Source organism: Psychrobacter sp. T6-4 (assembly GCF_052258425.1).
Classification (GTDB): Bacteria; Pseudomonadota; Gammaproteobacteria; order Pseudomonadales; family Moraxellaceae; genus Psychrobacter.
On record NZ_JBQQEZ010000020.1, the window covers coordinates 1 to 15034 of the forward strand.

Sequence of the window (15034 nt, forward strand, 5' to 3'; positions counted from 1 at the left end):
TCAAATACTCAAATACTCAAATACTCAAATACTCAAATACTCAAATACTCAAATACTCAAATACTCAAATACTCAAATACTCAAAATTAGGATTGCTCTATGAAAGTCATTGCTGTGTTGAATCAAAAAGGAGGCAGTGGCAAGACAACTATTGCCACTCAATTAGCTCGTGGCTTGCAGCTGCAAGGACATAGTGTATTGCTAGTAGATAGTGACCAGCAGGGCAGTGCACGTGATTGGCGAGCTGTAGATGAAGATAATCCAGTACCAGTGATAGGTCTCGATAGACCTACGCTTGATAAAGATCTAAAAAATGTCTCTGATAAAGAGTATGTTGTGATTGATGGTTCACCACAAGCAACTAGTTTGGCTTTATCTGCAATTAAAGCAGCTGATTTTGTATTAATTCCTGTACAGCCTAGCCCATACGATGTTTGGGCGACTAGCGATTTAGTAGACTTAGTAAAGCAGCGTATAGAGATGACTGACGGTAAACTAAAAGCAGCCTTTGTAGTGTCTAGGGCAATCCAGAATACTAATATTGGTAAGGAAGTGGCTTCAGTTTTACTAGAGTACGGTCTACCTGTGTTAGATAGTAGAATTATGCAGCGTGTAAGTTATCCAAATAGCGCAGCATTAGGCAAGACCGTATTTGATACTGAGTCAGTGAACAGTAATGCAGTACAAGAAATGACGGTATTGGTTAATGAAGTTAAAACATTTTTTGATAAGGAGTAAATGATGAGCTTAGCAGCAGGTCGTCCCAGTAAGAAGGTAAAAGATGAGTTATCTTTGTCAGACGTGACCGATAGTCCTCAAAAAACGGCACGAGTAAACTTTAACATTGACAAAGATAAGTATATTGCATTCAAAAAGTTTGCGCTTGATAACCGAAAGACAGTGACTGAGCTATTAACTGAAATGATTGATGAGAAAATAGTTGAACGGTAGTTTCTGTAAGTTACAAATAAAGTAGCTCAGAATAAAGGATCATGCTAAATGTTTATTGAAAGTCATAAAATGGCTTTATCAAGTTTTAAAACAGATATAGATCTGTATATGGTCGATGGTGTGGTAGCAGATGATGAAGGAGTCTTATCTCTGTTATTCGGGGAGTATTTACGTGTCGAGAATATATTACAAAACTATGATGAGTTTGCAAGCCTAAAAGCACTGCAAGACTTGGATGTGACCGATGCTGACGCTGTTGAGACGTTTAAGGATGAGCATTACCTAAACGATGATGAGATAGCCGCTATGCAAACTATTAAAGTGCCTGCTGAACGTACCGTACAAGATTATCGCTCAACCTATAACGATATACGCGATTGGCTACGTCGTGAAAAGGCGGGTGACCAGCAAGATGAGTCTTCGATTGATTGGGATGAGGTTGTCTTTGAAATAGACTTGCTCAAATCACAGGAGATCAATCTAGATTATATCCTTGAGCTAATTTTTGAGCATAATAAAAACACCAAGGACAAGTCTGCTTTGGTTGAAGAAGTACGTCGTTTGATTCGAGCAAGCCTTGGCAACCGAGCCAAAGAAAGCTTGGTGGTAGATTTTATCAATCAAACTAACTTGGATAATATCCCTGACAAATCCAGCATTATCGATGCCTTCTTTAGCTATGCTCAGGTAGAGCAGCAACGTGAAGTCAAAGATATGATTGCGGCTGAGAATCTGAATGAAGATGCTGCTAAGCGTTATATTACCGCTTCTCTAAAGCGTGAGTACGCCAGTGAGAACGGTACAGAGTTGAATGCTATCTTGCCTAAACTAAACCCTCTCAACCCGCAGTATCTGACCAAGAAGCAAAGTGTTCTGCAGAAAATAGCAGCTTTCGTTGAGAAGTTTAAAGGTGTGGGTGGGAAGGTTTAGCTAAATCAATAGAAAGCTCTGCAAATAAATCATGTTTATCGAGAATTCTAGATAGTTCATTAAAAAATAGGAAGTATTAATGATTAACAGTGAATACCCTAATGGATCTGAATGGCGAAAATGGGATCTGCATATACATACGCCAGCATCGTTTCATTGGACTGGGCAGAAGTTCAATAGTGATCCTTGTGATCCTAGAAATGCGCCATTAGTTGATCAGATGATAAATGCACTCAATTCAGCAGAACCAGCAGTATTTGCAATAATGGATTATTGGACTTTTGATGGTTGGTTTGCTTTAAAGCATCGATTGAAGCAGGACGATGCTCCAAAGTTAGAAAAAACAGTTTTTCCTGGTATAGAATTACGTCTAATGTCACCCCTAAAAGGAGGAAGATTAAACGCACATGTAATTTTCTCTGACAATATTAAAGACCAAGAGCTCATAGATTTTAAAGCTAATTTGAAGCTAGAGTTCCCAGGAGATGGATGTAGAAATTTATCTAATGATGCTCTTATTGATTATGCTCGTTCGGTTCCTGAAGATAAGTTAAGGCATCATGGCATAGATATATCTAGGGTATTAGATCATACAAATTATGCTCTAGAAGCTGGTTCAATAATGGCTGAATTGAATTGTGAAAGTTACAAGGAAGCCATAACAAAAGTAAAAAATAAACAAGCTATAGGTTTTATGCCTTTTGATACTAGTGATGGTTTAACTGGAATAGAGCGTAATGCTCATTATGTATACGTTTTAGGATTATTCAAAACTTCGCCAATATTCGAGACTAGAAATATTAGCATTTGGGAGGCTTTTTCTGGTATTAAGACCACTAAAAATGAGCGGTGGTTTGATGACTTCCAAATAGCATTAAATAATACTCCAAGACTAGCTGTTTCTGGCAGTGATGCGCATCGGTTCATTGGTATTCAAGGAAATGATGATCAACGAGGATATGGTGATTACCCTTCAGGAAAAGCTACTTGGATAAAAGCTAATCCAACTTTCCAAGGATTACAACAAGCAATAAAAGAGCCTGCAAAACGCTCTTTTATAGGTGCAGTGCCCCCCAAATTAAAGTTGATAAGAGAAAATAGAAGTATATTCATAGATAAGCTAGAGGTGACAAAAGTTCCATTGTCGGCATTTAATGAACGCTGGTTAGAAAATACTAAACTAACGTTAAACAATGATTTGGTTGCTATTATTGGTAATAAAGGAAGTGGTAAAAGCGCACTAGCAGATATTATTGCGTTAGTAGGCAACTCAAAACAAAGTCATCATTTCTCTTTCTTAAAGAAAAACCGTTTCAGAGGCAAAGTGGGTGTACCTGCAAAACATTTCATTGCAAAATTGATGTGGGGAGATGAACAAGTTTTAGAAAAAAACCTAAATGATGATCCAGAAATTGAACATGTTGAGTTTGTTAAGTATATACCTCAAGGACACTTTGAAGAGCTATGTAACGATCATGTCGACGGTAAATCCAATTCTTTTGAACAGGAATTGAGGGCTGTTATTTTCTCTCATGCTAATGAAACTACTAGGCTAGGCGCCCATAATTTTGAACAACTTATCGAACAACAAGAAAGTGCGCTGAGGAGTAATTTTGATAGTTTAAGAAGCGTGTTACATAAGATCAATCATCAGATATCATATATTGAAGGACAGATGTCAGACGTAACTCGTAATACGATTAGCGAGAAATTGACTCAAAAGAATAGGTTGCTTGAAGAGCATTCAAAGGCTAAACCTGAGGAAGTCTCTGAACCAACCATCGAGTCTTCTGCAGAACAACAGCAAGTCTCTGCCGAATTAACAGATGTAAATCGGCAATTAGAAGCTATCTATATACAACAAGAAGAAAATAAGATTAAGCTGACTAAGTTGGCTTCAAAGAAGAAGTCTTATTTAAATATAAAAGAAGGAATTGAGGTTGTTGAAAGATCTCTGAGTCAGTTTAGAAGTGATCATTTGGTTGATGCGGTAACTTTAGATTTAACTCTAGAAAGCTTGCTTTCGTTAGAAGTACATGAGCTGATATTGTCAGAAACAGATACTAATATTTCTACTGAAATTACAAGAATTAAAGCTAGTGATGCAAATCTTGATATCAATAAAAACATTTTAATTTTAAGACGAAACGCTTTAAATACAAGATTAAATGGACCACAGCAGGCTTATCAGCAGTACCTAGAATTATTAAATACTTGGGAAGAAAAACAGGCTGGAATAGTCGGATCAAACGACCTACCTGAGACAATACTGGGATTGGAGCATCAGCTCGAAAAATTAAATGATTTGCCAATTGAAAGAGATGAGTTGCAAACCCAAAGAATTTCAATCACCGCACAAATTTTTGATATTCTAGATGAACAACGTATCAGCAGGGAGGCTCTATTCAAACCTGTTCAAGAATTAATTCAAAGTAATTCTCTAATACGCAACGAATATAAGCTGCAGTTTCAGTCAGAATTAAAAAGCAACCTAGATATGATCTACGATAGATTGTTTTTAATGGTTAAACAAACTGCCGGTGATTTTAGAGGGGAGAGTGAAAGCTTAGCGGTACTAAGAGAATTAATGGATAAGCATGATATAAGTTCTAAACCTTCTCTTATAAATTTAGTTCAAGAACTACATGGGAGGCTTGAGGAAGCTTCAAAACTACCAGGCATACAATCTTTACTAAAGAAAGATCGTAATGCTAATGAAGTCTATGATTTCATATTTGGGCTAGAGTATCTAAAACCTCAATATACTTTGATGTTTCAGGATGCACAAATAGAACAGCTTTCACCAGGACAAAGAGGCGCTCTACTTTTGATCTTCTACCTCCTGGTTGATAAAGACAATAATCCTATAATCTTAGATCAACCAGAAGAAAACTTGGATAACGAAACAATAGTTAGCTTACTCGTACCTGTGTTAACTGAAGCAAAGCAAAAGAGACAAATAATTATGGTTACTCATAACCCTAATTTAGCGATAGTTTGTGATGCAGAACAAATAATTCATTGTGAATTTTCTCGTTCAAACAGCAATGATATTAGTTATATTTCAGGAGCCATAGAGTGCAGCATAATTAATAATAAAGCTGTTGATGTATTAGAAGGGACTATAATAGCTTTTGACAACCGAAAAATAAAATATATGTAGGGCATTACACTAATATATACCTGTTTTATGAATGTACGTCTAAAAGACCGATTATCTAAATCAACTATGTAGAAGCTAACAACCTACCTAGAATTAGACTAAGGTGGTTTTATCACCTTAGTCAGCCTATCATTAACCTATACCCAAAACATAAAACTTCTAAACGATAACCTATCTATCATTTGACTTTTATTTGATATTAAATGATAGTAATATCTTGCTATTATCAATGAACATCAATTATTAAGTCTAACTGATACAAAGAGGTATTATGACCGTTCGTATTTATGTGAGAGCCAGCACTAAGGATCAAGACGCTACTAGAGCATTAATAGATTTGGTTGCCTTCAGTAGCCGCTATGGTGATAGCTATGTTGATTACGTTGAGCACTTCAGTGGTACAAAGCTCGATAGACCAATCTTAGCTAAGTTGCTAAAGGACGCCGAGCAAGGCGATATTTTATTGGTTGAAAGCGTGGATAGATTAAGCAGACTATCTCAAGATGATTTTTCGATTCTAAAGCAGCGTATTAAAGATAAGGGCTTACGATTGGTGGTGGCTGATCTACCAACCACACATACGATGAGTGACGGTATGACAGGTGAGATCCTAAAAGTGATTAACGATATGCTGATCGATTTATTAGCGACCATGGCAAAGCTTGATAATGACAAGCGTAGAGAGCGCATTAAACAAGGATTGGCCAACAGTGGCTATAAACCCACTGGTAAGAAAGCCAATACCGCAAAACACAATCGTATTAAAGCATTGGCTAGTCAAAACAATATGACAAAAGAAGAGATCGCTAAGGCGGTTGGTGTTGGCGTAGCTACCGTTTATCGTGTCTTAAAGCAGGTCAATAGCTGAGGTATTTTAAATATCGACTCAACGTGACCTTTGGTCTTGATTTAAAGGCATCGCAACGTCATAAGAAAATCGTTTTAATGCAATAAGGCTTTATAATAATCATTATATTGCATTCATAATTGTTTTTGCGCAAAATGGCTTATCTATAATCGCTTGAGCCACTCATGATGAATACCCCTATCTCAGATCCTATTGGCGCAGCATGGCTTGTCCGTTATGCCAGCATAGAGCTGGTTTCGCCTTTATATGTCAGCAGTAGTATCGGTGGGCGCAGACAAACCTATAAAGACGGTGACGTCATTCATAACGCTTATCAGGAAACCGCACGTCCACTGGACACTATCATTGCGCACTTACAGTTTCACATGCGTCATGAAGTACTGAATTTAGAGTTACTGGTTCGTCTATTTGAGCAGATAGGGGCAAATGACGTGCAAGCATGGGTAAACGCTGAGCCGACAGGCAGCTATGCCCGTAGAATGGCTTTCTTGTATGAGTGGCTCATGGATAAGCATTTAGAGGTACCGAGTAATATAGGCGGTAACTATGTGGATGCTTTGGATACCAAGAAGTTGGTTACTTCAAGTCCTTCGCAGGTCATCAAGAACGCTCGCTGGCGTATCAATGACAATCTAGCAGGAACCCGTCATTTCTGTCCGATGCTGGTAAAAACAGAGGCCTTTACGCAAGCAGCTGCACTCGATATTGCCACAATGGTTGACAAACTTAACGATGAATTTGGGCAAGACTTACTGATGCGCGCCTCCGTATGGATGACCCTACGAGAGAGTAAAGCCAGCTTTACTATAGAAGGTGAGGGAAAAGAGTTAAAACGCATTGAACGTTTTGCCGATGTGATGGCACGGCGTACCGGCACCGGTGACATTCCGCTTGATCCTGAATCACTAGCAGAGTTGCAACAAGAGATACTCGGTAGCAAAACGGTTATCCAGCAGTATGGTGTCCGTCAATCACCAGTTTTTGTGTCGCATACTCAGGTCAATGGCTTTAAAGAAATTGTGCATTATATTGCTCCACCAGCTGATGACATTGCTGATAAGTTAGAAGGATTACAGGTATTTATGGAAAAGACTGAGGGACAATCAGCACTGATGCGTAGTGCGGTTGCCTCCTTTGCCTTTGTATATATTCATCCGCTGGCGGATGGCAATGGCCGTGTACATCGCTTTTTAATTAATGACGTCCTCAGGCGAGACCAGGTCATTCATGAGCCGATTATCCTACCTATATCACAAGCCATTGCCGAGCATCCCTCAGACCGGCATGCCTATGATAAGATTTTAGACCGTGTCTCTGTGCCGCTCATGAAGCAAATCCGTGATCATTACAGCTTTGATAAACAGGCAGTTACCTACCCTGATGGTATTCGCTCAAACTTAAATTTTGGAAATACTCACCTGATTCAACCTGCATGGCGCTTCATGGATCTAACGCCTCACGTTCAGTACTTATCAGGACTGATTGCTCATGTTATTGAAAAAGAGATGCATAACGAGTCACAGTACCTAAGAAAGCATGACCATGCACGACTGGCGATAAAAGAGATTGTTGAGATGCCCAACAGCTATGCCGATAGAATCATTCGCAGCATGCTACAAAATAAGGGTGCTAAAAGTAATAAGCTACTGAAGGATTATCCGTTTTTGGCAAATGATGAGGTTTGGGACGATATTTTCTCTATCGTTGTAGAGACCTTTAAAGATGAAGCAGATGGTTTGAATAGTTAGACGAACCCTGCTATACGCAGGAAAGTCTGCCTTGATAATCAAGCTCAAGCTAGTCTCAATATTATCGTTCCAATGATGATTCGTTTGTAAAACGATTCGGCGAAAATACCGTAGCCTGAAAAGTAATCAATATTTTTCTTGACCCTATTCAAGCTAATAAACTACTAAAAATAGAATATGTTAAAGGAACTTTGATAACAGATTACTTTTGTTTGACAAGAATTATTACAGCTCCTAAAATTTGAGTATTTGAGTATTTGAGTATTTGAGTATTTGAGTATTTGAGTATTTGAGTATTTGTTTAGCTATAACAGCTATCAGCTGACGCGAACACTTAGCTGTAGCTTGTATTTCAGAATAGCTATGCCCAGATTTTAGGAGGCTAGCAATAATCTTACGCTTTTCGGTATCTTTCCTACGCCCTAAATATTTACCTTCTGTCTTAGCATGAGCAATACCTTGCACCTGACGGTTATGTCGATCTTTATAGTCCTTTCTAGCAATAGCAGCGAGCATATCAAGCATCATCGAATTAATGGACTGTAATACGCTGCTCATAAATTCAGTGCTGCTCTCAGATTGAGGCGTCATATATGAGGTCGGTAGCTCTTTTGATACTACCCCAGATTCTTTTCTAATAGCATTCTTTTGAGAGTATCCCAATCAGCTTGGTTTAAACGTGCTAAGCGGTCAATCTGCTCTACCAAAATTATATCGCCTTCATAGGCATCATCGATCACTTACATTAACTGTGGACGTATTAAAGTTGCGCCTGATTCGTTTTCGACATAGAAGGCGGCAATTTTGTGATCATGATCAGTAGCAAACTGTATAAGCTCGTTTTTGGTACGCTTGGCATCTTATTCTTTGGTAGACGCTCGTAGACACGCTCTGATAAACATAAACACGTACAATAGTCTGTTATAAGTAGTTCCATTACAGCAGTCTATTTTAAGTCGTCTATTAATCGGTTTTTGATGCCTTTTAGATGGTTCCCTTGGGGTATACCCTACGATAACAGGAAAGCCATCGCGAATGACAAAACCTGTTTAGCTTTTAAACAAGACGGGTTTGTCGATAGTATGTAAGATAAGTTCGAAAAGTAACTGGAGTGTGAGGCTATTCATACTTGGTCTGAATTAAAGTTTTATTGTGATTAATTTCTGCTCAATGTTATTCATTTGTCGCCATGATGAGTGATGGCGGCTTGTGATTTAGTTAGGAAAAATAATCTTGAGTAATAAGATACGTTTGTGGCATTTGTAGCAGAGCTTGTTCTAGGCTTCTTTACTTACATTTTCCTGCAAGTTCTTTTTTAGTAAATGATCGAATATAAATGGGCCAAAAGGTAAGAGTGAGCCGAGTACGCCCGCAGGTATTGCCCAAAGAGGCATTTTCATTTTGATAGCTGAGCCTATAAGTATTATGATATAGGTAATAAACAACATACCGTGTGCCATACCGATGTATTTCACACCTTCTGGAATGTCCATCATATATTTTAGTGGCATGGCGATGAAGAGCAATAATAAGAAAGAGGTGCCTTCTAGATAGCCTATAAGGGTAAGACTTTTTAACGCTGTCTCTTGTTTTTTTCTAAGGCTGTGAATTTTTTCAATAGTTGGCTGAGCCTGTGACACTGTATTTTCCTTTTGTTATGATCAATAAAGAATTTATGGATTATTCAATGTCTCTATAATAATGGCTCTACGCAGAGCTTTTAAGTATTGAGTTTTAAGACCTAAAATGAGTGAGTACCTATACCAGTCATACATTATCTTCCAGTTCACATTTTATAAACATACTCAAGTATAAAAAGTATGTTTCCGTATAGAGTGACTACGACGCTAGTTCATTTTGTTTGTGATAATCGGCATCAATGTGCTTATTTATTACGCTTACTTTCTAAAAATATCATGTCAATTATAATCAATGCGACACCGACACAGACACCTATATCTGCAACATTGAAAATAGGATAATTCCATACATCAGCATAATGCACATGGATAAAGTCAACCACTTTACCAATTCTTAAACGATCGATTAAGTTGCCAATCGCACCACCAAGCATTAAGGCCAACCCCATAGATAATAGCTTGGCTGCACGTGGCGCTTTGATTAAATAAACCGTTAAAAAGATAGCCATTACAAAAGCTAAGCCTGAGAAAAACCATTTCTGCCAACCGCCAGCGTCGGCTAAAAAGCTAAATGCTGCCCCATAGTTATAAGCGAGTGTCCAGTTGAGAAATGGTTCAATGACCGGTACGGGGTCATTGAACGCTAATGTGGTTTGGGCCAACCACTTAGTCCATTGATCAAGTATTAATACCATTATCGCCAACAAATACCAGATAAAAGCGCGACTGCCATTGGCAACCATTTTTGGCATTTTGTCCAACTTACCTTTAGGTGTTATTGAGTTGCCTGAAGTCACGTACATAGCTTTAGGCGTATGATTCATGGTTTTAGAGTCAATCGATTGATGAGTACTACTCACAGCTATAGGTACTTTATTGTCAGCAATATTAGTACTAGCCGATTCAACGCTATTCAATTTAGTACTATCTAATCTGTCGGTAGATTCAGTCATAGTTGTTTTCTTTATCTATGTTTATACAATGAACAATGTTAAACGTATATGTTTTTGGTATACAATTATTAATCGCGCCACTTTCATAAACGGCTCCACTTACCGCTCTGGTTTTATGAAACTTACGGTAATAATTTTTTATTAGGGAATCTGTTGATTGATTTCAACATTAACCTGAGTCTGTTCAACGCTAATCATTATAGGATTACCCGATAAGTCGCCTGATTCTGCTATGGCATTACCGCTATGACTAATACGAGCAACGACTGCTAACTGAGTTTTGTCACTACGAGCTGAATTTAACGTGCGATCTGGCATCATCGCATCAAGATTACTTAAGCGGATACTAGCCTCACCTTGCTTGATAATACTAATGGGTAAACGTTTGGCGGCAAACGGTGGACCTCCTTTAACGTCACGTATCGCAACAAACAACACATCATCAGCTTTCACTAACGGTAATAAATTAGCGTTAATTTTCACTGTCACGTCAATACCTTCTAGCGCTTGCTTTTCTTGCGTGCTAACGTAGTTGCTTAACTCATCTAAGCTTGCTAAAGCTTTAGTATGATCACCTGGTTTGGCCACAATGCTGCCTTGTAAGCGTTTAATCCAACCTTGCGCTTGGGCAAAGTTACTACTACGAGTCTCACCCATTGCCATGAGCATTTGAGCCCGTTCATGCTGCGGATTCTTAGCTAATATAGCTTGTAATAGACGGCGAATATTGGCGTCTAACTGACCTTCATTAACAAAAAAACTAGTCTGAGCATAAGTAGTAGCAATCTCCTCGTTATCAGGTGCTAAACGATAGGCACGCGATAAGGCTTCTAACGCAGAGTCAGTCGCCTCCATCGATAAGAAAAGTTCAGATAGGCGCATCCAGCGATTAGGATCATCAGCGTTACGATGGACGTTGGTCTGCATAGCGCTAATCAACTGACGACCGTTTTCAGTCGCCCACTTTGGTGGCTTATCAATCTTAGCCGTCAATAGGTCATCAGCCACTTGTCCTACTTTGTCCTCGCTTGTCCACAAATCAAACACGGGCGTACGATTGCCTATTAGTAAGTACGCCATTGCAGCCAATATTGGGATCCAAGCTGCGACAATTAAACGGCTTTTGACATCAGGGGTGACCATAGGTGTTATCTGACGCTGCGCATCTAATAGCTGACGCTCCAGTTCCAGCTTTTGATTTTGATAATGGCTATTATTAATAGTACCGCTGTCTTTATCTGTTTGTAGCTCAGCTAAACGTTCGCGAAATACTGCAACATTAATATCTAGCAGTTGATTGTCTATTGGTTTGGACTGCAAACGCGGTGCTCGTAGCCATGGCATAATAGCAATTAGCGCAAATATAAGAGCAATCAGCAAGCTTAGAGCTACAAATAAGCCAAAAGTAGAAAATAGAGTCATTTTTTGTCCTCTATGCTAGTAATATCGTGGTCGACATTCTCAGCTTGCGATAATAGACGATCAAGCTCAGCCTTTTCCGCAGAGGTCAAGGCAGCAGTACTGTTCACTGTAACGCCGTTTTGGCCACGGGCGACAACTTGGCGGCGTTTACTTTGCCAAAACCAACCAACAATTAAGACGAGCAATAATAGTGGTGGAAAAAACCATAGGATCCATGTCGATGGTCGCATAGGCGGCTTGTAGCTAATAAAGTCACCGTAGCGCTCTTGCATATAGGCGCGTATTTCAGCATCACTACGTCTATCTTTAATTAAATCATAGACTTTTTGCTTTAGATCCTGTGCAATCGGTGCATCAGAGGCTGCAAGGTTTTGATTTTGGCATTTTGGGCAGCGAAACTCTTCTATTAATCCACGATACTGAGCTTCTTGCTGTGGTGAATCAAAATCGTATACGTCAATAGCTGCGTTTGCCGTCATGTTAAGCAGACACGCTAGTATTAAGCTTGCTAGTTTTAAAATTATATTGAGTTTTATTTGAGGAGCTCTTATTCGAGTAACGTTCATTTGCACATCTCCTCAACCTGAATGAGATCAGGACTATCGTTGTTCTTATTAGCCTCATTAAGTACGGTCAGGCACGGCTTAACACGCTGTTGCCAATTGGCTTCATTAATCTCACCAACAATATGCTGACGAATGATGCCATCTCCATCCACAACAAAGGTTTCGGGCGCACCAGTTATGCCTAAGTCTAGAGCAAACTGACCCAATGAATCCTGAATAGACATAGAAAATGGATCACCGCCTTGGTTTAAGTAACTGAGCGCATTACCAATCTCATCCTTATAATTCACACCAACGATATCAATGCCGCGCTCTTCTAGTTGCATTAAAAACGGATGCTCAATAATGCAAGTTGGGCACCACGAGCCCCAAACATTAAGTAAAAACGGCTTATCTGGCAAATTATTATTGGTGATAGTACGGGTAGTATCTGCTAATAACGGCAGCTCAAAGGCAGGAACCGGACGCTCAAGAGCGGTATTGGTCACAATGTCTGTTGGTTTACCTAAGCGCATGTACAATATAACTACCAAACCAAAAAAGAGGATAAGCGGAATTAAGAACCATAGCTTCATCTGCTTTTTTTTCATTGCCTTTGGGTTACGCTGCTTACTGTTTTGGCTATCTTTTTGCTCAGGAGTGTTATTCGACATAGTCATTTATTTCTCCTTTAGTGTCGACATCGTCGATGCTGAGATTGCCTGCTCAATAGCTACCTCATTGACTCCATCAGTAGCCAAACTACCAGTAACTAGCAACGGAGCTTTAACTTTTTTGATGCGGTATCGTTTATCAAGCATACTAATTAATCCACCTAGAGCCATGATAATTGCCCCTAACCAAATCCAGCGAATTAATGGTTTTACATAAATCCTTAATGCCCATTGGTTACTACCATCGGCAATAGGTTCGCCCAGTGCGACATAAACATCGCGCATAAGACTGGGGTCAATAGCGGCTTCAGTCGTTGGCATCGTGCTGATAATATAAGTACGCTTTTCTGGAGTCAGTTTCGCCACTTCACGACCGTCTTTGGATACCACGACTTGCGCTTGCGTTGCATCAAAGTTACTACCCTTTATTTCAAAAAATTCAGTTACTTCAAAATCGTAACCTTGAACATTGACTGTATCGCCAATACCCATTGCTACGTCACGCTCAATACTCAGGCTACTAGTAAAGGCTATGCCAATGACAGCAACCAATACGCCAATATGAGCAGTCTGTTGACCCCAATAGCTCAGACGCAACTGCCGCAAACCGTTAAAAAGATTAGGCGCATTCTTAGTTTTATCTTTAAAATCAACTGCCATCCATAGCAGTGCCCAAAAGCTAACGGCTAAAGTCACACCAATATTAAGCATAGACGATGGATTAACAAAGTAAGTAATAATGGCAGCTAATACTAAGCTACTAACGGCGATGACCATGCCTATACCCAGTAGTGGACGGGTGTCTTTTTTCCAGCGAATATTTGAGCCCATACCCATAGCTATTAATAACAGCCACGTTAAAGGTACAAATAATGCATTAAAATAAGGAGGGCCAACGGACACTTGTCCTAAACCAAAGGCATCAGCGATAATAGGGTAAAGGGTGCCGAGCAGCACCACTAAGGTTGCAATCAAAATGATGGCGTTGTTGATCACTAAAAAGGACTCACGTGAAATCAGCTGATATTGACTTTCAACGGTTAAACGCCAACCTCGAACGGCAAACATTAATAGACCACTACCGATGATAATGCCAAGAATAGCTAAGATAACCAAACCACGCGTCGGATCAGCGGCAAACGAATGCACTGAGGTAAGGACTCCAGAGCGTACCAGGAACGTGCCAAGCAAGCTTAAGGCAAAGGCGAAAATAGCCAGCATAATGGTCCATGCTTTAAACACCCCGCGCTTTTCAGTGACTGCTAATGAATGCAGCAATGCTAAGCCGACAAGCCAAGGCATAAACGAGGCATTCTCTACCGGATCCCAAAACCACCAACCGCCCCAGCCAAGCTCGTAGTAGGCCCACCACGAGCCCAGTGCAATACCAATGGTCAAAAACCCCCAAGCCGCGAGCGCCCATGGACGTGACCAGCGTGTCCAAGCAGCATCTAAACGCCCTTCCCACAATGCCGCCATACAAAATGCAAAAGGTACTACCATACCCACATAGCCCATATATAACATGGGCGGATGAATAATCAGACCGAAATCTTGTAGGACAGGATTTAAATCAGCGCCATCGACCGCTAGATTGGGTAAGGTACGCTCAAACGGTGACGAGGTAAATATCAGCATTGTTAGCATCATTAACTGTACACCGGCCAAAATAACTAATACCCGCGCACGCATTGATAACGGCAAGCCGCGACTAAAGTATGATACCAGTGCACACCATGTGGCCATGATGGTCATCCATAGCAGCAAAGAGCCCTCGTGTCCGCCCCATGTCGCCGATAACTTATAGTACCAAGGCAACAGCGTATTGGAATGCTGCGCGACGTAACTGAGGCTAAAATCATTATAATAAAAACCTGCTATCAAAGCGCCAAATGACGTTATCATGGCGGCAAACTGTGCCCAAGCTAAGCTAGGGGCTAGTCGTTGCCAAGCAACTTGGTTACGAATAACACCAATAGTTGGCAGAATTACCTGCAATAACGCCAATACAAAAGCGGTAAGCAAGGCAAAATAGCCCAATTCTGTAATCAACATACGGTCTAACCTTATTTACTCTAATGCGGTTGCAGTTTACTGTAGCGGTGGAATTTTTATTATTAGAACCCACCCCCGAAATCTG

Annotated in this window: 12 protein-coding genes and 1 pseudogene; 6 read left to right on the top strand and 7 right to left on the bottom strand. The window is 39.9% G+C overall.

From position 1 onward, the window contains the following. Positions 1-99 precede the first annotated feature (99 nt). From parA to ACTXGE_RS11980, 6 genes and pseudogenes are all read left to right on the top strand, one after another. Positions 100-738, top strand: a complete 639-nt coding sequence (gene parA, locus ACTXGE_RS11955) for a ParA family partition ATPase (protein ID WP_114701984.1) — start codon at positions 100-102, stop codon at positions 736-738. A gap of 3 nt (positions 739-741) precedes the next feature. Beyond that, positions 742-951: a plasmid partition protein ParG gene (locus tag ACTXGE_RS11960; RefSeq protein WP_162799539.1), complete on the top strand. Its 210-nt coding sequence runs from the start codon at positions 742-744 to the stop codon at positions 949-951. A 150-nt stretch (positions 952-1101) separates the two neighbouring features. Then, positions 1102-1881 (top strand): annotated as a pseudogene (locus ACTXGE_RS11965) (type I restriction endonuclease subunit R, EcoR124 family); the annotation flags it as partial. A 79-nt stretch (positions 1882-1960) separates the two neighbouring features. Beyond that, positions 1961-5044, top strand: coding sequence for a TrlF family AAA-like ATPase (locus ACTXGE_RS11970; RefSeq protein ID WP_114701981.1), 3084 nt, complete (start codon positions 1961-1963; stop codon positions 5042-5044). Between the two features lie 271 nt (positions 5045-5315). Then, positions 5316-5912 (top strand): recombinase family protein, encoded by a 597-nt coding sequence (locus ACTXGE_RS11975; RefSeq protein WP_114701980.1) that lies wholly within the window; start codon positions 5316-5318, stop codon positions 5910-5912. 164 nt (positions 5913-6076) lie between these two features. Beyond that, the gene (locus ACTXGE_RS11980) at positions 6077-7660 is read left to right on the top strand and encodes a Fic family protein (protein ID WP_114701979.1); all 1584 of its coding nucleotides are present in this window, start codon (positions 6077-6079) and stop codon (positions 7658-7660) included. A 234-nt stretch (positions 7661-7894) separates the two neighbouring features. On the opposite strand, the gene ACTXGE_RS11985 is transcribed toward ACTXGE_RS11980, so the two are convergent. From ACTXGE_RS11985 to ACTXGE_RS12015, 7 genes are all read right to left on the bottom strand, one after another. Continuing rightward, a complete protein-coding gene (locus ACTXGE_RS11985) occupies positions 7895-8251 on the bottom strand; it encodes a recombinase family protein (RefSeq protein ID WP_228293274.1) in 357 nt (118 codons plus the stop codon). A 686-nt stretch (positions 8252-8937) separates the two neighbouring features. Further along, positions 8938-9270 (bottom strand): DUF3817 domain-containing protein, encoded by a 333-nt coding sequence (locus ACTXGE_RS11990; protein ID WP_131603940.1) that lies wholly within the window; start codon positions 9268-9270, stop codon positions 8938-8940. 275 nt (positions 9271-9545) lie between these two features. Beyond that, entirely contained in the window at positions 9546-10253 is a 708-nt protein-coding gene (gene lspA, locus ACTXGE_RS11995) for a signal peptidase II (protein WP_114701927.1), read from the bottom strand. 141 nt (positions 10254-10394) lie between these two features. Continuing rightward, positions 10395-11675 carry a c-type cytochrome biogenesis protein CcmI gene (gene ccmI / locus ACTXGE_RS12000; RefSeq protein ID WP_114701928.1) on the bottom strand — a complete coding sequence of 427 codons (1281 nt, stop codon included), beginning with the start codon at positions 11673-11675 and terminating at the stop codon, positions 10395-10397. After that, on the bottom strand, positions 11672-12154 hold the full coding sequence (locus ACTXGE_RS12005; protein ID WP_371532842.1) for a cytochrome c-type biogenesis protein: 483 nt from the start codon (positions 12152-12154) through the stop codon (positions 11672-11674). Before ACTXGE_RS12005 ends, ccmI begins: the two co-directional genes overlap by 4 nt. An 83-nt stretch (positions 12155-12237) precedes the next feature. Further along, positions 12238-12900 (bottom strand): DsbE family thiol:disulfide interchange protein, encoded by a 663-nt coding sequence (locus ACTXGE_RS12010; RefSeq protein ID WP_114701929.1) that lies wholly within the window; start codon positions 12898-12900, stop codon positions 12238-12240. Then, positions 12901-14949 (bottom strand): heme lyase CcmF/NrfE family subunit, encoded by a 2049-nt coding sequence (locus tag ACTXGE_RS12015; RefSeq protein WP_057758754.1) that lies wholly within the window; start codon positions 14947-14949, stop codon positions 12901-12903. Between the last annotated feature and the right edge of the window lie 85 nt (positions 14950-15034).